Origin of the sequence: Chryseobacterium rhizoplanae (assembly GCF_900182655.1) — a bacterium.
Classification (GTDB): domain Bacteria; phylum Bacteroidota; class Bacteroidia; order Flavobacteriales; family Weeksellaceae; genus Chryseobacterium; species Chryseobacterium rhizoplanae.
Genome location: NZ_FXTC01000002.1, coordinates 221,641 through 241,458, shown reverse-complemented (window position 1 = coordinate 241,458; position 19,818 = coordinate 221,641). Strand labels below are relative to the sequence as shown.

General features: G+C 37.9%; 15 protein-coding genes. 6 read left to right on the top strand and 9 right to left on the bottom strand.

Features of this window, described 5'->3' with window-relative positions; translation table 11 throughout:
* Positions 1-14: 14 nt before the first annotated feature.
* From dnaB to FN817_RS06330, 9 genes are all read right to left on the bottom strand, one after another.
* Positions 15-1,601 (bottom strand): replicative DNA helicase, encoded by a 1,587-nt coding sequence (gene dnaB / locus FN817_RS06370; protein WP_047422278.1) that lies wholly within the window; start codon positions 1,599-1,601, stop codon positions 15-17.
* Between the two features lie 154 nt (positions 1,602-1,755).
* On the bottom strand, positions 1,756-3,903 hold the full coding sequence (locus FN817_RS06365; protein ID WP_142717213.1) for a T9SS type B sorting domain-containing protein: 2,148 nt from the start codon (positions 3,901-3,903) through the stop codon (positions 1,756-1,758).
* A 101-nt stretch (positions 3,904-4,004) separates the two neighbouring features.
* Positions 4,005-6,101 carry a T9SS type B sorting domain-containing protein gene (locus FN817_RS06360; RefSeq protein ID WP_317129973.1) on the bottom strand — a complete coding sequence of 699 codons (2,097 nt, stop codon included), beginning with the start codon at positions 6,099-6,101 and terminating at the stop codon, positions 4,005-4,007.
* Positions 6,102-6,130: 29 nt separating this feature from the next.
* Positions 6,131-6,721, bottom strand: a complete 591-nt coding sequence (locus FN817_RS06355) for a hypothetical protein (RefSeq protein ID WP_167498821.1) — start codon at positions 6,719-6,721, stop codon at positions 6,131-6,133.
* 324 nt (positions 6,722-7,045) lie between these two features.
* A complete protein-coding gene (locus FN817_RS06350) occupies positions 7,046-8,281 on the bottom strand; it encodes an MFS transporter (RefSeq protein WP_142717210.1) in 1,236 nt (411 codons plus the stop codon).
* A gap of 92 nt (positions 8,282-8,373) precedes the next feature.
* Positions 8,374-8,736: a hypothetical protein gene (locus tag FN817_RS06345; protein ID WP_047422283.1), complete on the bottom strand. Its 363-nt coding sequence runs from the start codon at positions 8,734-8,736 to the stop codon at positions 8,374-8,376.
* A gap of 69 nt (positions 8,737-8,805) precedes the next feature.
* On the bottom strand, positions 8,806-10,305 hold the full coding sequence (locus tag FN817_RS06340; protein WP_142717209.1) for a GH3 auxin-responsive promoter family protein: 1,500 nt from the start codon (positions 10,303-10,305) through the stop codon (positions 8,806-8,808).
* Between the two features lie 135 nt (positions 10,306-10,440).
* On the bottom strand, positions 10,441-10,734 hold the full coding sequence (locus FN817_RS06335; RefSeq protein WP_142717208.1) for a hypothetical protein: 294 nt from the start codon (positions 10,732-10,734) through the stop codon (positions 10,441-10,443).
* A 181-nt stretch (positions 10,735-10,915) separates the two neighbouring features.
* The gene (locus tag FN817_RS06330) at positions 10,916-11,311 is read right to left on the bottom strand and encodes a hypothetical protein (protein ID WP_142717207.1); all 396 of its coding nucleotides are present in this window, start codon (positions 11,309-11,311) and stop codon (positions 10,916-10,918) included.
* A gap of 244 nt (positions 11,312-11,555) precedes the next feature.
* Here FN817_RS06330 and mfd point away from each other — a divergent pair, with 244 nt between their 5' ends.
* The 6 genes from mfd (at position 11,556) to FN817_RS06300 (ending at position 19,742) form a co-directional block, all read left to right on the top strand.
* Positions 11,556-14,924, top strand: a complete 3,369-nt coding sequence (gene mfd, locus FN817_RS06325) for a transcription-repair coupling factor (protein WP_142717206.1) — start codon at positions 11,556-11,558, stop codon at positions 14,922-14,924.
* A 372-nt stretch (positions 14,925-15,296) separates the two neighbouring features.
* Positions 15,297-16,118 carry a hypothetical protein gene (locus tag FN817_RS06320; protein WP_142717205.1) on the top strand — a complete coding sequence of 274 codons (822 nt, stop codon included), beginning with the start codon at positions 15,297-15,299 and terminating at the stop codon, positions 16,116-16,118.
* Positions 16,119-16,120: 2 nt separating this feature from the next.
* Positions 16,121-16,939: a hypothetical protein gene (locus FN817_RS06315; protein WP_228451491.1), complete on the top strand. Its 819-nt coding sequence runs from the start codon at positions 16,121-16,123 to the stop codon at positions 16,937-16,939.
* Positions 16,940-16,947: 8 nt separating this feature from the next.
* Complete coding sequence (locus FN817_RS06310) at positions 16,948-17,685, top strand: hypothetical protein (RefSeq protein WP_142717203.1); 738 nt, start codon at positions 16,948-16,950, stop codon at positions 17,683-17,685.
* A gap of 152 nt (positions 17,686-17,837) precedes the next feature.
* The gene (locus tag FN817_RS06305; RefSeq protein ID WP_142717202.1) at positions 17,838-18,710 is read left to right on the top strand and encodes a hypothetical protein; all 873 of its coding nucleotides are present in this window, start codon (positions 17,838-17,840) and stop codon (positions 18,708-18,710) included.
* Positions 18,711-18,809: 99 nt separating this feature from the next.
* On the top strand, positions 18,810-19,742 hold the full coding sequence (locus FN817_RS06300) for a hypothetical protein (RefSeq protein WP_142717201.1): 933 nt from the start codon (positions 18,810-18,812) through the stop codon (positions 19,740-19,742).
* Positions 19,743-19,818 lie beyond the last annotated feature (76 nt).

Genomic DNA, 19,818 nt, shown 5'->3' with positions numbered 1-19,818 from the left:
GTTTAAGCTTCAGTTTAAAACGGAAAATCGTCATCATCATCAAAGTCATTCATTGATGAGCCGGAAAGTTTTGAGCTGTCCGGAAGGTCAAATGCTGCCCCTGGCTGAATGGTAGTTTTGATTTTGTCAAAGCCGCTCGGTTCTCCAAAGTTGGAAGGATATCCTCCTCCGGCTCCGTCCATTGCCGCTTCAATATCACCAAATTTTGCAAAATGCTTTAAGAAAGAAAGCCGGACATCTGCCGTAGCACCATTCCTGTGCTTTGCAATAATCAGCTCGGCCTGGTTTTCAGTAGAAGTTTCCTGTCCTTCCTCATCATTATCCCAAACGGTAATTTTATAATATTCTGGTCTGAAGATGAAAGATACAATATCCGCATCCTGCTCAATCGCCCCGGACTCCCTCAAATCTGAAAGCTGAGGCCTTTTTCCCGGACGGGCTTCCACACTTCTCGAAAGCTGGGAAAGAGCAATCACCGGAACGTTAAGTTCTTTTGCAATTGCCTTTAATGAACGTGAAATCATGGAGATCTCCTGTTCACGGTTTCCAACTCCTTTTCCATTGCTGCTTCCTGCTGTCATCAGCTGAAGGTAGTCGACCATGATAAGTCTTACCCCATGCTGCATAACAAGTCTTCGGCATTTTGCACGGAAATCGAATATCGAAAGGGAAGGGGTTTCATCAATATATAAAGGAGCGTTTTCCAGTTCAGATACATTGGAGAATAGTCTCTGCCATTCTTCATCATCCAGCGTTCCTTTTCTTAGTTTTTCAGAAGAGATTCTTGTTTCAGAAGCAATCATCCTGGTGATAAGCTGTACTGATGCCATCTCGAGAGAGAAAAGAGCCATAGGAATTTTGTGTCCCACCGCAATATTTCTTGCCATCGAAAGAAGAAATGCCGTTTTTCCCATCGCCGGACGGGCTGCAATAATGATAAGGTCTGAATTCTGCCATCCACCGGTTTCCTTATCCACATCTCTGAATCCTGAAGGAACCCCTGAAAGTCCTTGTTTATCTTTTAAAGACTTAATCGTATCAATAGCCTGCTTTACCAATGAATTGGCAGTATCGAATCCCTTTTTAATGGTTCCGTTGGTGATTTCAAAGAAAGACTGTTCTGCTTTATCCAGAAGTTCGAAAACGTCTGTTGATTCCTTATAAGAAGAGTCGATAACATTAGCAGAAACATTGATAAGGCTTCTTAAAATATATTTTTCAAGAATAACACGTACATGGTATTCAATATGGGCAGATGAACTTACTCCCATCGTCAGGTCAATGATATAGTGGTCACCACCGGCCTGGCTTAGCTTGTCTTCTTTTTTTAACTCCTGAATAATGGTCATTAAATCTACCGGATGGTTGCCTTCGTAAAGCTTTAAAATGGTAGAAAAGATGACCTGATGTCTCGGATCATAAAATACTTCTGAAGTAAGAAGGTCAATGGAATGGTCAAGACCTTTTTTGTCTATCAAAAAAGTTCCGATAACAAGTCTTTCAAAATCCACTGCATTGGGAGGCATTTTCCCATCCGCAATAGACAATTCTTTTGCAAAGTTTCCGTGTGTCAGGGATGATAATGTTTCTTTCTGCGCCATGGTGCAAAGATAGTTTATTTAAAAAATAATAAGAAAATAGTATTCAACAATTTATTGGCAGTCTTTCGGAAAATGCTGTCAACAGGAGATTGATCTTGTTGATAAAAAAAATCACCTCGGTCTGAGGTGATTTTTTTTAAAGATTGAGTATAACTTATTCTTTATTTTTTACCAATACCCATCCTGAATATTTGGTTTCTGTATTGTCTTTATTGTTTTCGTTCCATGAGATCGTGTACCAGTAAGTTCCTGTCAGGATTTTCTTACCGAAAGCAGTTCCGTCCCAAGTGAAATTTCTCATTTTGTTGGCTTCATGAAGTTTGTTTCCATATCTGTCATACACAATGAAGACAAGGTTTTTCTTGTATGCCAGTGCAGAGTAGTCGATAACATCGTTTACGTTGTCTCCGTTTGGAGTGATAGCGTTAATAAGGTTAGGAACAGTAACTGTCACCTGAACAGGAGTACAATTATAAGTGTCTTTTACATACACTGTATTCTCACCTCTTGGAAGTCCTGTGAATGTATTAGAATCCTGCCAGTTGATGCCGTCTACAGAAAATTTATATGGAGGAACTCCACCCGTAGCGGTAACCGTAATGTTGTTGTTTGAGATCTCTATCCCAGAAACCACCGGCTGAAGGCTTGGGTGTACACGTACTTCCTGAAGCGTGAAACATTTTCCGGTCTGAAGTTTTACATAATAAACCCCTACGCCTACGTTATTGATAGATTGTGTAGTTTCTCCTGTGCTCCACTCATAGCTGTCGAATCCAGGTCCTGCATCCAATGTGGTTTTGGCTTCCGCACATATTGTTTTATCTTTTAACACTGCTGATTTTACCGGAGGTAATACTACCAGTTCTATTTTAGCGATTGAATAACATTGTTTATCATTGTCTACTCTTACATATACGGTTTTGCTTTCTGAAAGATAGTTAAATGGCAATGTAATAGGGTTGATTTGGGCTTTGGCATCAGCTACCGATGTATAATACTTAATGATCGTTCCTGTAGGTGTTGGCACAGGTACTCCGATATCAGCTTTAGAAAGATCAAAAGTTGAGCGGGTAACGTCGTTATCAATATAACAGTTTTGAAGTACAGCATCTTTTAATACTACAGTTGGGTAAAACAATAGTCTGATGGTAGTAGTTGCTTTACATCCGAAAGTAGAAATTACTTTTGCATATATAGTAGCTTCCGGAGAAATATAGTTGGTAGGGTCAGTAATCTCGTTAACTTCTGCATTCATATCGTCAACGGTAGTGTAATACTTAATAGTTGCTCCGCTTCCGCCGAATATATTAGCTGTTGTCAAATTATATTTAGCTGTACCGGCTCCATTGTTATTACAAGAATATAAAGTAGCGGTATTGGCTGAGATGCCTACATTCACAAACTTAAATTTCCCTGTTATGAAACATCCGTTGATAGGGTTGGTTGGGTTATTCGGATCTTTATATACAATTCTGTAATAATAGGTTGTTGTTCCGTCTACAGTTGCTATTGTAAGAGGGTTTTCTCCTGTAAGGGCATCATTGGTTGTTTTATGATATGTAACCTTGAAGTTAGTGCTGTTACCATTAATGATAGCTGCTGACAGGGTTGTAAAATCGAATTGTGAAGGTAAAGAACAAACCATTACCTGGGTTGGATCATTAGGAGTAGCTCCAGGAATTCCCGGTGGGATAAATGGATTAGGAGAAAGAACAGGATCGTTAAATGCAGAGCTTAAACTTGCAGTACCTGACCATTCCATGGAAAAACCATTAATGGATCTACTGAAGTTATCAATAACCAAATAATAAGTTTGCCCTACTAATACATCCATATATGGGCTCCATTTACCATTGTTCATGCTGGCTGTAGTGCCGGGAGGATTGGTAGGAAATACTGCAGGAGGAGCAAGAGCAAGATCCAGACCTGTGTCTCCCGGAGTACCGCTATAGTTACATCTTATAGGCTGTATGAAGACGTGATCTGCATTCTGTAAAGAAGCACAGCCGTTTGCTGTAGGTCCATAGACTGCAAAATCGTAATCATCACCCTGATCATTAGGTTTTATTTTAAATGCAAGGGTACCTGGTGTAGATACAGTGAAAGTGTACCAAACGGTATATCTTTCATTGGTGCTGAGACATCCTCCGTTTGCGTTAAGAATTTCTATAATATTCCCAGGTCCTGAAGGCGTGTAAGAAATGTCTGAGTTACCACAGATAGGAATTGCTGTGATACAATCTGACTGTGAGTAGACTATCTGTGTTATCAATAAAATAAAAAGAAGTAGTATTTTTTTCATTGTTGAAACGATTTTTGTTAAACAAAATTGGGCTCAATTAATTTTTCATGGTTTGTTAAAAGAAAAAGCCGCCAAAGCGGCTTTCTCATATTATATAAGGATTATTCTCTGTTTTTTACAACGATCCAACCTGAAAACTTGAACGGAGTGTTCTTCTTGTCATTCTCATTCCATGTTACAGAATACCAGTATGTACCAGTTGGAATCTTCTTCCCTGCAATAGTTCCGTCCCATTTGTATCCATTGGATTTGTCTCCCTGGTGGATTTTTGTTCCGTATCTGTCAAAGATACTTAATACTAGGTTTTGTTTGTCTGCAATTGCAGAATAATCTACAACGTCGTTCACGCCATCTCCGTTTGGAGTAATCATATTGATCAGATTAGGTACCACTACGGTAACTTCAATAGGTTCGCAGTCATAAGCATCTTTTACATATACTTTGTATGTTCCTCTTGCTACATTCGAGAATGTATTGGAAGGCTGCCATATGATTTTATCCATAGAATACTGGTAATCCGGTGTTCCTCCTATAACATTGATTGTTAATGTAGTGTTGGAAACATCAATACTTGATACAACCGGCTGATCAGAAGGGTATACAGTGACTTTTTGTGTTGCGATACAATCTCCTGTTTTCAGTTTTACCCAGTAAATTCCTACTCCTACATTTTTGATAGACTGAGTGGTTGCTCCTGTGCTCCATTCATAACCGTTGAAGCCTGGGCCGGCATCAAGAGTTGTGGTGTCTTCCATACAGATAATCTTATCTTTCAGAACACTTGATGTCACAGGGGCAATTACTGTCAGGGTAATTTTTGCAATCGTATAACATCCGCGGTTGTCTGATACTCTAACGTATACAAATCCACTTGGGGCAATATAATTATTAAATCCTAAAATTTCGTTTGTTGCATCTATTGCATCTGTCAATGATGGGAAATATCTCTTGGTTGTAGTTCCTGTAGGACTTGTAACCGCAGCGTTTGCCAGATTGAATAAAGCAGTAGATGGGTTTGATTCTATAAAGCAAGATCTTAATGAACCATCTGTTGCTGTAACCAAAGGATAGAATTTAAGTGTAATTTCAGCGGCAGCTGTACATCCAAATTCGTTGGTTGCCTGTACAAAAACTGAACCTTCTGCCGAAACAAACATGTAAGGATTGGTGATCTCATTGGTTCCATGGTTAAGATCATACATAGTAGGGTAGTACTTTAATATATGATTGGGAGCAGCTCCTACAGTTGCTGTAGATAGATCATACATTGCAGTTCCTGAATTATTGTTGCTGCAAGAAGTAAGTGTTGCAGGGTTCAGAGTAAAAGATTTATCAATGAATTTTATCTGTCCATATTCTCTACACTGATTTAAGAAGCTGGTCGGGCTATTGGGATCAACATAGCTGATTGCATACGTATAAGTGTTAGCTACATTAATATTCGTAGGTGCAGTAATTGGGTTTAAATCGTCTAATGCGTCTGTTGCTGAAGCATAATATTTTACTACAAAATTAGGATTGGAATTTAAGATATGTGCAGAAAATGTAGAAAAATCATAGTTTACAATTTTACCACATACCGGGATCTCTCCGTTTTGTGTTGGGCCAGGCTGTAAAAACGGATTAGGTTGATAAACCTGTGCCGAATTATGATCAAACGGAGTAAGAAGCTTGGCTGTTCCTCCAAAAGATAGGGTAAATGGAGCAATTTGCGTAGAATAGTTATTTAAAAGAAGATGATACACCTGTCCGGGAAGTACATCAATATATTTTACATAACCGTCGCCTCCTCCTCCTTCAGTTGTGTCCGTAGAAGTCATATTAAGCCCGGTAGGGTTGATGATGCTTCCGTTAACGCCGGCATAAGAACATCTTAATGGGGTAGCTGTTGTATTGGCGCAGTTGTGATTGGGACCATACAGGGCAAAGTCATAGTCAATACCCACAGCAGAGGGACCTGTAGGAGTTACTACAAAAGTAAGTGTTCCGGCGGTTTCTATGCTGAAAGTAAGCCATATGGAATTACTCTCCCCATTAGGGCCAAGGCAGCCCACCTGACCTTCTTTGACAGTCCCCCAGCCGTTAGGCGTAAGAGAAATAGCGGCATCGCTGCATATCGGTATGGCAGTAATGCAGTCCTGCTGTGCAAAAGCCATTTGAGCTAAGAAAAATAGAAAAACGAGTAGATGTTTTTTCATGTGAATCATTTTAATTTTTTATCTTCAAATTATTGAACAGAAGGTACCAATTGTTTTCCCCATGTTGGAGATTTACTGTCTGAAGAGTTTGGGTTGGAAAATTCGTTTAAAGCTTTACGGTATAAAATGTCAGCATTCTGTTGATCACCTGATTTTTCTTTGATTTTTGCCTGAAGAACAGTCAGTCTCGGGTTGTTGACAGAGTGGGTTTCAGCTTTTACTATACTTTGAGAGATGACATCCTGATCCGGTTGACTGTTTTGAGAGCCATCAATCTGAATTTTCTGAACATACAGTAAACCTAATAATATGTTGATCTCAGCGTTATCTCTTTGTGCAGTCCATATTCCTGTTGCTATTTTTCTGGCAAAAGCGTTGTCATCCATAAGGCTTGCTCCGGATGATTTCTTTAGCAGGGTTTCGTTTTTAAGATAGAGCGCAACAGCGGCGTAATAATTAGACTGCCATGTTTCTGAAGTTTTTGCTCCTGAAAATTTATTGAAAACATTGTCGTAATCATTCGCTGTTTTGGAAGCATTGAGCTGCAAAACGGCTTGGGTTAACGCTTTGTCAGTGAAATTCTGGGCTTTTGCCGAATAATTTACAATGAAAAAACTCAAAATTAGTAAAAGTTTATACATAGGGGGATATTTTATCAAGCAAATATAAAAAATTATTAACGTTAAATTAAAGATTTTGAGATATATTTAATGAAACTAATATATTGATTTCTAATATTGTATTTTGTTATTTAAGTTAAATTATACAGAGGTCGTAAAGATATTTATGATTTCACTGAATATTTGGGATTTAATCCTTCGAATAATTTTGAATAAACACCTATAAAAGTAAAATCAGAATAGAAAACGTTCTATTCTGATTTTAAGTATTTCGAATTCTGATTTTTTCGTATCAGATTTTTAAATAGACTGAGAAACAATGAATTAATATTGCATCTTCCTCAATTTAGGATTGGTGCTTCCTACAAGCAGGGCAACTAAAACAGTCATACAGCCGCCAAATACTACAGAGCGTACTACGCCTAGTAATTTAGCCATAACACCACTTTCAAATTGTCCCATTTCATTGCTGGACATAATGAAAATTGAATTTACACTGAGAACGCGTCCTCTTATATGATCAGGTGTCTTTAGTTGTACAATGGTACCTCGGATGACTACAGAAATTCCATCAAGCATTCCGCTCATCACAAGGAACATGAAAGACAGCCAATACAATTTGGATAAACCGAAACCAATGATACAAAGCCCGAATCCGGTAACAACAGCAAGAAGTATTTTCCCCTGATTCTTTCGGAGAGGAACAATAGACAGAATGGTAATGATACACATTGATCCAATATCAGATGCTGCATTCAGTAATCCGAAACCTTCCGCCCCCGAATTGAGAATATCAGTAGCAAATACAGGAATCATAGCCACTGCACCTCCAAAAAGTACAGCAAACATATCAAGACATAATGCCCCTAAAATTTCTTTGGTTTTGAAAATATAAGAAATTCCTTCACGCATACTTTCCACCACATTTACCGTTTCTTTTTTATACTCTGAATGCTGTTTGTGAAGCTGCCAGAAAAATAATGAAGCAAGAAATATTAATGCTAAAATAGCGACCAATGTCCATTTTACACCAATAAACCCAATAAGAATACCCCCTACCGCATGTCCGCACACAGAAGATATCAGGAAAGTGGCCTGGTTTAGAGTAACTGCATTGGGAAGGTTTTCTTTCTTTACAATTTTAGGAATCATTGAAGGAACAATAGGACCAATGAATGCCCTTGCTATTCCGGTAAAAAAGATAACTCCATAGATATAATAGGTGATCTGATGTCCGGTGAAATGCATTTCTACATCGAGGAATGCAGGAACCAAAAGAAGCCCGATCAGGAAAATATAAGCATAATTACAGATGAGAAGCAGTCTCTTTTTCTCATTCATATCAATAACGTGTCCCGCATACAGTGCACAGCTTACAGCAGGAATTACCTCTGATAACCCGATAAGGCCTATTGAAAAAGGATCTTTTGTTAATTGATACACCCACCATCCTAATAAAGTGGCCAGCATTCTGAAAGCTAAAACAATAAAAAATCTCCCGGTGAGAAGATTTCTGAACTCAACATTTTGTAATGTTTGTAACGGGGTAAAGGAAATCATGAACAAAAATAGCCCTAAAAATTTATTTAGGACTATCCATATGACAATTTTTGAAAGATATATTAAATATATCTCAAAAGATAAAATCTATTTTAGTCAGCTCTTGAGGAACTGATTACGATGGCAGCAACACCCGCTGCTCCGATAAGAGTAGCTCCGGCAGCAATTCTTGCTTTTCTTCTGTCTTTTACAGCCGCTACATTTGATTTAGGAATGATAACTTCCGTACTGTCTTTCTTGCCTGCTGTACCTACAAGATTATCACCCACCATGTTTCTGAATAAGATGGTCTGTTTCGGAGAGCCATCTCTCATCGTTACTTTGTAGATTTTTCCGGCTTCAAGATTAGAGTAGTTGTTTTTTGAAATATCTTCGCTGTATTTTGTCGTCGCGCAAGACGTAATAACAAATAAAGAGGTTAGTAAAGATGATTTCAACAGTACAGATGCTTTCATTATTTTCTTTTAGTTTTTCAAATTTATAATTTTTTTCGAATATACGTTTTTGGAATTGAAAAAATATGATTAATTTTTGTAAATTTCTAAGATATCTGCAATGTTTCTGTCATTAGCTAATCTCGGAGTCTTGTTTTGGCCTCCCAGTTTCCCCTGAGATTTGGCATATTCATGAAAGGCATTCTTTTGAAGTCTGGTAATATGCAGTTTTTGTAAAATATTTCCGGAAATAAGATCATCATAATAAGTGTTTCTTGCTCTCAGCTGCAGATCCAGCTCATCCCTGAATACATCCAAATCCTCCGGTTCCTTTTCAAATTCTATCAGCCACTCATGGTACGGAAGTCCTTCACCCGGGTTTACCTGCGGAGCAAGATGGAATTCTGTAATCTGTGCCGGATATTTTTCAAGAGTAGCTTTCATCGCTTCTTCCACCTCAAAAGCAATCACATGTTCCCCGAATGCCGAAGTAAAATGTTTGGTCCTGCCACTTACCAGAACCCTGTAAGGATCTTTGCTGATAAATCTTACAACATCACCGATAGAATAAGCCCACAGTCCGGAATTGGTGGTAAGGATCAGGGCGTAATCTTTATGAAGCTCAATTTCTTTCAATGTTAATCTTCTCGCTCCAGGCTTGCCATATTCTTCCAAAGGAATAAATTCATAAAAGATCCCATGATTGGTCAGTAGCAGAAGACCTTCTTTTGTATAATCGTCCTGAAAAGCAAAAAAGCCTTCAGAAGCAGGAAATGTCTGGATAATATCTACTTTTCCTCCCAGAAGATCCTCCATTTTATCACGGTAAGGTTCGTAATTAACACCTCCGGTAACGATAAGCTGCAGATTCGGGAAAAGCTGTTTGATCTTTTTGCCGTGTTTTTCTGTTAACTTCTCAAAATACATGATCAGCCATGGCGGAATTCCTGAGATCAGGGTCATGTTTTCGCGCTCCGTTTCCTCAATGATTTTATCTACTTTGGCTTCCCAGTCTTCCATAATATTGGTTTCCCAGCTTGGAAGACGGTTTTTCTGCAGATAATTCGGGATATGGTGCGCTACAATACCGGATAATCTTCCTGTTTTTATTCCGAAAACCTCCTCCAGCTCAGGGCTTCCCTGCAGAAAAATCATTTTCCCGTTTACAAAGTCCGCATTATTTTTTTTACTGATATAATGAAATAGAGCGCTTTGGGCACCGGCAACCTGAAGCGGCATTCCTTCTTTGGAAATCGGGATATATTTAGATCCGGAAGTTGTTCCGGAAGTTTTGGCAAAATATTCAGGGGTTTCTGTCCATAGAATATTGGCCTGCCCTTTTTTTACCCGCTCTATATAAGGTTTAAGATCTTCATAATCTGCTACCGGAACTCTGTCCTGAAAATCTTTCACAGAACGGATATTTTCAAAATCATGTTCCCGGCCAAAAAGTGTTTTTTGAGCCGTGTTGACTAGAGAAAGTAATAAATCCTCCTGGTTTTTCTCTGCATTTTTTTTGAAATCCTCCGCTTTTTGGACATGTTTCTTTGCCCAAATCAAAGCCGCATTTTTCTTGAAGAAGTTTAACATGGGTCAAATTTATAAATAAGTAGAGAATATGGAATCATTTTTTACAAAGCTTCACATAAAAAAACCGATGGAACAAGTTCCACCGGCTTTTCGAAATTTGATTATGAAAATAACAACTATATGTTAATGTTATGCTTATTTGTTCACCTTGTACCTTTTATCAGGAGTACCATCTTTTTTCAGGTGCTTGTTTTCTTTATATCTTTTGTCAGGTGTGCCGTCTTTTTTCATTTTGGCAGCCGGTTGTGCAGGCTTCGCTGCTTTTGCATCCATTGCTGGTTTTGCAGCTTTTACTTCTGCAGGTTTAGCGGCTTTCACTGTAGTTTTTACAGCTGGATGAGCCTGAGTGCTTGTAGCGGGAGCAGTCTGCTGAGCAGTTGCAAGTCCTAATCCAAGGATCAATGACATTGCAGATAATAATTTTTTCATAAGAATTACTGTTTGTTTTTGTTGAATAAAGATATGCAAAAAGCAGGCTGGAAAAGTTGGATTTTTAAACTTAACTAAAGTTTATTACTGCTTAAAAAAAAATTAAAACGCTTCATTTACAATAGAAAAGCCTGTCTTCAGATGAAAACAGGCTTGCAATAATATATAAATAGACAGGAGGTTAGCGCGTACAGTTGGCTGTCCACGTTTTACCATCCTTTGCGTAGAGTATTTTTAACGTATTGTTGTCAATTCTGATATAAGAGGTTGCTGTAGAACCAATCATAACAAGAGTATGATCTCCTTCCTGATTAAACTCTATTCCGTTCAGATCCGGAATGCTGTTTGAGAAAGCGAAATTATACTTTGTGCCGCTGGCGATCTTCGTTACAAAAACACTTCCGTTATCTGTACTTATATTGGTAGACCCGCCATCTTTGTAAGAAATACTTCCTTTATATGTTCCCGCAAAGAATTCGTTGTTTACCGGGTCATCATCCTTACTGCACGACGAAAAAGATAATGCTGTAAATACTAACAGCATCATAACTCCTAAGATTTTAATTGCTTTTTTCATAATACTTAAATGTTTGGTTAGGCTTAAATTTCCAAACACTATGCCATGAAGGAATAATTCGGTTTTTTTAACGGGTTCTTACATGAATTTGTAAAAATTTAAGATTTATTATGCTAAGTCATTCATTTTAACGCCGAAGTCCATAGGTTTTTAATGAAAGAAAAAAATATCCGTACCTTTGTATATCATCAACGGTTTCGGAAAACTCCCGAAATCGCTTTTGTCGTTTATACCAATACTATTTATGCAATTAAAATCCATCAACGAAAAGTTTCTTCCAGATCTGATGCAGAAAGAGTTCGGGAAAGAAATTTTCACCCAGTTAGAAAATAGCCAGCATATTGCCGTAAAGGGAAGTGCGGGATCTTCGGTTTCTATTTTTGTGGCTGAGCTTTTTTTAGTTCAAAAGAAAAATATTCTTTATCTGGTAGATGATAAAGAGGATGCATTGTATGCCAATACTGAGATGGAAGATCTTCTTGGTAAAGATAAGGTGCTGTATTTTCCGGCCACTCATCTTGAGCCTTATCAGGTAGAAAAAACACAAAATGCCAATCTGGTTTTAAGAACTGAAGTTTTAAATAAGATCAATTCCGGAAGATCTCCGAAAGTTATTGTGGCCTATGCCGGAGCCTTATCTGAAAAGGTGCTGAAAAAGGAAGACTTTAAAGCGATCTCCCATCATATAAAAGTAGGGGACCAGCTTGACTTTGATTTTGTAGATGAACTGCTCACGCATTATCATTTTCAGCAGGCCGATTTTGTTTCGGAACCAGGAGAATTTTCTGTACGAGGAGGAATTGTAGATGTATTTTCTTATTCGTACGAAAAGCCATACAGGATTACATTCTTCGGTAATGAAGTGGAAAGCATTAAAACTTTTGATATCGAAACCCAGCTTTCTGTGGATAAGGTAAAGGATTTTCAATTGGTTTCCAACATGAATTTTTCTGTGACAGGAAGCAGGGTGTCATTGCTGCAGTTATTGCCAGATAAAAGTTTTGTAGTCTCTAAAAATGGAATGATAGGAATGCAGAAAATCAGAACATTCTATGAAAAGTCCCTGGAAAAGTATGATACATTAAGTAAAGATATTGCCCACAGAACTCCTCAGGAGCTTTTTATTTCTGATCAGGAGTTTTTATTCGATTATAAAAAATTCAAAACAATTGATTTTGGCGGGTCAGTGATTGAAGGATTGAAAGAAATTACTGAGATTAAGATGGAGCAGCTTCCTCAGCCTTCTTTTCATAAAAACTTTGAACTGCTGATTGAAGATATTGAAGAAAAACAGAACAGCGGATTTGATACCTGGATTTCCTTTTCAACAGAAAAGCAGAAAGAAAGACTGGAGTCTATTTTTGAAGAGCTGGAACATGAACTTCCTTTTAAGAGCTTTAAATCTGAGCTGCATGAGGGATTTGTAGACAACGGCCACAAGCTTCTTGTTTATACTGACCACCAGATCTTTGACCGTTATCAGAGATATAAGGCGAAGAATACTTTTGCAAAGTCGGAACAGCTTACACTGAAAGATCTCATGTCTCTGAAAATAGGGGATTATATTGCCCATATTGATCACGGGATCGGTAAGTTTATGGGACTGGTCAAAGTAAATAATGACGGTAAGATTCAGGAATGTTTTAAACTGACTTATAAAAACGGAGACTTATTATATGTAAGTATCCACTCCCTGCATAAGATTTCGAAATACAACGGACCGGATGGAAAAGAGATTGTTTTGAGCAAACTGGGTTCTCCTACCTGGAAGTCCCTGAAACAAAAAACAAAAGCGAAGGTAAAACAAATTGCCTTTGACCTTATTCAATTATACGCACAGCGAAAAACGGCAAAAGGTTTTGCTTATACCCCGGATTCTTATCTGCAGAATGAACTGGAAGCCAGTTTTATTTACGAAGATACTCCGGACCAGGAAAAAGCTACTGTAGACGTAAAAAAAGATATGGAAGCTGATACCGTTATGGACAGGCTGGTTTGTGGTGATGTAGGGTTTGGTAAAACGGAAGTTGCCATCCGTGCGGCATTTAAAGCGGCGACAGACGGTAAGCAGGTTGCTATATTGGTCCCAACAACTATTCTCGCTTTTCAGCATTACAGAAGTTTTAAAGAAAGGCTTAAAGATTTTCCTGTAAATGTAGACTATGTTAACAGATTCAGAACTGCCAAGCAGAAATCGGAAACCTTAGATGCTTTAAAGAATGGAAAAGTAGATATTATCATTGGAACCCATCAGTTGGTAAGCAGTTCTGTGAAGTTTAAAGATCTTGGTTTATTGATTATTGATGAAGAGCATAAGTTTGGGGTGTCAGTAAAAGATAAGTTGAAAACACTTAAAAATAATGTGGATACGCTTACGCTGACAGCTACTCCTATTCCAAGGACTTTACAGTTTTCATTAATGGCAGCGAGGGATTTATCTGTTATCAAAACACCACCACCGAACAGACAGCCTGTAGATACGCAATTGATCGGATTTAATGAAGAGATTCTCCGTGATGCTGTTTCTTATGAGCTTCAGAGGGATGGGCAGGTTTATTTTATTAATAACAGGATTGAAAACCTGAAAGATATTGCGGGACTTATTCAGAGATTGGTTCCGGATGCAAGAGTGATTACAGGACATGGGCAGATGGAAGGCAAGCAGCTGGAGAAGAACGTTCTGGATTTTATGGAAGGAAAATATGATGTTCTTGTGTCTACAACTATTGTAGAAAGTGGGGTGGATGTCCCGAATGCCAATACCATTTTCATCAACGATGCACAGCGGTTTGGAATGGCAGATTTGCATCAGATGAGGGGAAGGGTAGGACGTAGTAATAGAAAAGCGTTCTGTTATCTGATTACGCCGCCATATGATATGATGACTTCCGATGCCAGAAAACGTCTGGAAGCCATTGAACAGTTTTCGGATCTGGGAAGTGGTTTCCAGATTGCAATGAAAGACCTTGAGATCCGTGGTGCCGGTGACCTGTTGGGTGCTGAACAAAGTGGATTCATCAACGAAATGGGGTTTGAAACGTATCAGAAACTAATGCAGGAAGCGCTGGAAGAGCTGAAAGATGACGCTGACTTTGAAAATCTTTTCGACAATGAGGAAGATAGACAAAAGCTTTTCAAATCGGTGAAAGATGTTAATATCGATACTGATCTGGAGCTGATGTTACCTGATTTCTATATTTCCAATACCGAGGAACGATTGATGCTGTACCAGAAAATTGCAGAAATTAATAATGAATCAGATCTTCATCAGTTTGAACTTGAGCTGATTGACCGTTTTGGAGTATTGCCGAAAGAAGCTGTTAATCTGTTGAAAAGCGTTTCTCTGAAATGGCTTGCCGCAGATATAGGTTTTGAGAAGATTGTTATGAAAAATGGAGTGTTCTTAGGATACTTTCCGGGAAATCCTCAGGATAAATTCTACCAGACGGATAGATTCAGACATATTATTAATTACTTAACCCGAAATCCAGCTGAAGCACAGCTTAAAGAGAAGTCCGGAAAAGAAGGTAATCAACTGATGATGAGGAAGGAAAGGGTAAAAAACGTAGATGAGGTTAATATGCTGCTAAAAGCCATTATTGAACATAATTAAATTATAGGTTTCGTTTATTGTAAAGAAATTTGTAAAAGATGTGAAAAGCGTATGAAAATCTTAAATTTTCATACGCTTTTTTGTGATTGTTATCATGTTTTTGTTGAGAAATATTCCTTGAGAAGGGAATTAAGGCCGTTTAAAGGGGTTTAAAATCACCTTCATATGATTAAAAATACCTTGTAGATTCCCGTACAGTAAGGGTTTGAGACCTTAATGGATCTTTTTTTTAAGTAAAAAGTGGAGTTATGTAGAAATAATTCTACTTTTATGTGTGATTAATTCTATGCTGTAATGTGTTTACTTCTATAGGTTTATGGATATATAACTGGAATTTTTAGGACTTCATTGCGTACCTTTGCAGTCCTTATTATGAAAAAAATTATATATTGCTGCGCAGCTGGACTTCTTTCACTCTGCGCTAACGCACAGGTGGGAATAGGTACTGCAAAACCTAAATCTGTTCTTGACGTGAATGGAAAAACCACCTTAAGAAAAGAACTTAGAGTAGGCGGGACTTCAACTCAGGCTGGAAATGCCGGGTTAAACGGCCAGGTTTTGGTTTCTCAGGGTGAGGGTTTGCCTCCCGTGTGGAAGTCTTTGAACATTTCCTTTATGGAAGAGGGACAGTATAAGTTGATCAACTCTTATCTGTCGTCAGATCAAGCAGGTATTATATCACTTACTGATGGTACTGCCGGTGATGGTGTTTACAAAAACAGTGTTGGAGATAATATTACTGATGCTACCAAAGGAATATGGAAAAAAATTGATGGGCTAAAGAATACCTTCACTATCAAAAATGGTAAGAACAGACTTACCTATCAGTTTCAGACAGGGATCGAAATCAAAGCGCCTACCTCTACAACGATGGAAAGTGTAAGATTTACCTGCGGTGTTTTCAGAAACGGAACTCTGGTAGCGGTACGCCCGGACAGAATTGCTTCTAATAATAACAGCGGAAAGAATGGTCTTCAGGACTATATCTTTACCCTTAATTATACAGAACAGAACGTTCCTGTTGGAGCTCATACGATCGATATTGCATGCAGAAAGATTGATACTTCAAATTCTAATTCACAATTTGCTATCGGACGTAATGTACAGGCTTCAAACGGAGCTTCAAGTGCATTTACTTTGGAATCTACTATGAAAATGGACGTTATTGAATACGTGAGCTATAAAACCAACTAATGATGAAAAAACTATTATCAACTCTGTTTCTTACCATAGGGCTTTTGGCTTCAGCTCAGGTAGGAATAAAAACAGATACTCCTAAAGCCACGCTTGACGTAAACGGAGATGTAAATCTAAGAAATAAAATTGCGGTTCTTAACACCACCGATAACTCAATTTCTCAGGGGAATAATGACCAATTGCTGGTTTCCCAGGGAGAAGGCTATGCCCCGATCTGGAAATCGCTTCGTATTCCCGAATATGAGCCTAATAAATTTTACCTGATTTATAACAACTCTTTTTCAGATAAAGTAGGGGTTTCATTTTCTTCTTCTGAGGATTCATCGGTAGGTTTAACTTCCAGAGGGGGAACTTTTACCAAAGGAAAAGACATCGGCACTCTTACTAATTTTAAAAAAATAAACAATCTTTCACAAGTGATCAGTGTATTCAGTACTCAGAGTAAAGCGTACTTCCAGTTTGAAACGGTTGTGCAGGCGGACTTCGGAGCGGCTGGATCTACAGATACTTCAATAGATTATGCTTGTGGAATTTTTGTAGACAATAAACTGGTGAATCTGAGACAGAGAAACTTAAAAGCAATCAGCAGTACATATCCTTTCCTTACCCATACTCAGATTGGTATTGTAGATAATCTTGCGAAAGGAGATCACACCGTAGATGTTGCCTGTACAAGATTGGGTTCTTATGGAGCGTCCGGCAATACCCTTACGATAGGAACGAATGTATATACCAATATTAATGGCTTTATTTCACAGTCATCTCTTAAAGTAGATGTGTATGAAGTTCCAGAAGTGTTTAACACCATTATAAACTAAAGCGGATTATGAAAAAAATATTATTTGCAACGTCACTTCTGTTCACTGTTGCAGCTACTGCCCAAGTGGGTATTAATACTCCTAATCCGACTAACATGCTGGATGTAAACGGAGATCTGAATGTTGGAAAAGAATTAAGAACAGGAGGTACAGATGTACTGAGAGGATCTGCCGGAACAGCAGGTGATATATTTCACAATAATGCAGACCTGGCTACCAATGACTGGAAGGCGATAAAAATTGCAGATGGACAAGGAAGTATGTCTGTTTTTTCAATCAATACAGTTGCTGATAAAACAGGAGTTACTTTTGTGGCGCCAAACGGAGCAACTACTCCTTATAATGATGGAGATGCTTTAGCGGGGAACTGGACTGTGCTTCCGGGAACAGTGGATACGTTCTCTGTAACCAATATGGTAAATAAAGCTACATTTTCCTTTCAGACTACGGTTCAAAAAACAGGAACAGGCTCAGCAAGTTTTGCCTGCGGCATTTTTATTAATGATAAACTTAAAGCAGTAAGAACAGATGTTTTATTAGGTGATAGTGGTGCATATAAGATTTTTAATCTTAACGCTACGCTTACAAACCTTACTCCTCAAAACCAATATAGTGTGAAGGTGGCCTGTATCAAAAGAGCTCTCTCAGGAACAACACTGGGCATAGGAAGAGCTGTGGATGCTAACTATCTCAATAGTGATATGTCACAATCTGTTTTGACAACATCTATATTGCAGCCTTATTAATTTTTATAATAATACAATAATTAGGAATCTAAAAACGTTATGTTTTTAGATTTTTTTTGTTTATTAACTCTATTTCTTGTGAATTTGTCCATATAAATTGAAGTGTATTATCGAAAATTGAATTATATTTGGGCAAGCTAAAAAAATTCTATATGGTAAAAAACTATTTTTTAAAAATGTTTGCCGGTATCGCTTTTCTTGGGCTGCTGGCAGCATGTAATACTACCTCAGATCCCACAGAATCTATCCCGAATCCGGATGATGGGCCGCCGCCTAAAAAGGTTTTAGCAAAAGTGAGTGCTAATAATATTTCTCAGGAAGAATATACTACAGCAGCAGTAACCGGAGATTTGCAGACTGCAGTCTCTAAAGATGAATCTGCTTCAGGTGCTTTTTATACAGGAACGATAACGTATACCAACAAGGATATTACAAAAATTAAATATGTAAGTTCCGCGGCAACCAGCCTGGTGTATGAATTTAATATTGTTCCTGATGCTACAGGTAAAAAGATTTACAATGCCACTTCTACTGCAACGGGCGCCACACCATCAGCTTCTGTCATAAGTGACTATACTTTTACTTATAATGCAACGACCAATAAACTTACTAAGATTCTTGAGAAGAGAAAAGAAGGCGGAATCAGTGCTTATAACAAATTTATAGATTATACTTTCGTGTATAACGGCGAAAATGTTATTCAGGTAGTTTGTTCCAAAGGAATATTGGATATCAATGGGAACCCGAATATGGGTACTGCAGTAGTAAGCAAGTATAGCTTTCAGAACTATGATGCTCAGAAGAGCCCTTACTCTACACTTTCACCGGTTTATTTCATCACACGAAGTCTGATAAATCCGGCTCAGTTCTATAAGATTTCTCCGAATAATCCTACTTCAATGTATATAGAATTGCCGCCACCGGCTTCTTCAGTGAATACAGCCCAGAGTTATTCTTATGATAATCAGGGGTATGCGGTCGTAGAGAAAAATCAGAATGTTGTTTTCACCTATAAAAATTTATAGGAGAGAGATAATCATTAATCTTACCGGAATATAAAATAATCATATAATTTTTAGGTAAAAAAAATTATATTTGTCAAAAAAATAATCAATTACAAGGAAATGAAACAAATTTTCTATTTTATTTTACTCATCGCAGGATTTTCCTCAATACATTCCTGCAAGGACATGCTCGATGAGGATGGGAATCCATTATTGGATCTTAATAATACAGGGGGATTAAGCGGTCCCAGAGCATTATACAGAGAAATTACAGATAAAGATACTATCGCAGAATATCAATACAGCGGACTTTTAGTAACTAAAGTGCTTACAGACAGTGCTTCAGTTACTAATATCATGTACAGTGGAGATAAGATCAGCCAGATTAATTTCAATGGCTTTTTGGATCTTGACGGAAACGGAAAACTTGATAAGGACAGTGTATCATACAGTCAATTGTTCACTTATGGAAATAATAACAAACTGCAGCTGATTTCTGAAAACCGTTCAATATTCAGAAGACCTCCGCCTATAATACCGGGAGATCCTCCAGGACCACAGACATTACTGAAAAAAGAGAAAACGGCTTACCAGGTTAAGTACAGTACTGCTACAGGGAAACTGGATTCAATCATTATGAGAAACGGTCCGGACGTTCCGGGAGCACCGCTTAATTTCACAGATTATTCTAAAACAGCCTATACTTATGTAGGAGACAATGTATCTAAAGTAGTAAGATACTACGGAACGATGACAGGAGGTGCATTCGGTGCTGTTACAGGAAAATATAGCTATGAGTATTATGCGTATGACGATCAGGTGAGCCCGTTCACATTATTGCCGCACGTATATAAGATTTCAAGACTATTATCTACAGTAATCAATGATAAAGAAAGTCTTATTTTATCTCCAAACAATCCTAAGAGATGGTCAGTGACAGATCTTTCGCCACCTATTCCAACTCCGATTGTGAAGAGTACCAATTACGTTTATGATCCTCAGACTTACATGACAAAAGGATATGGCGTTAATTATATCTACAAACCACAATAGAAGACTTTTTTAACAATATTTAAACTCAATCTTTCATAAGGTTGAGTTTTTATTTTTTATCTCTTAATTTTGCAAA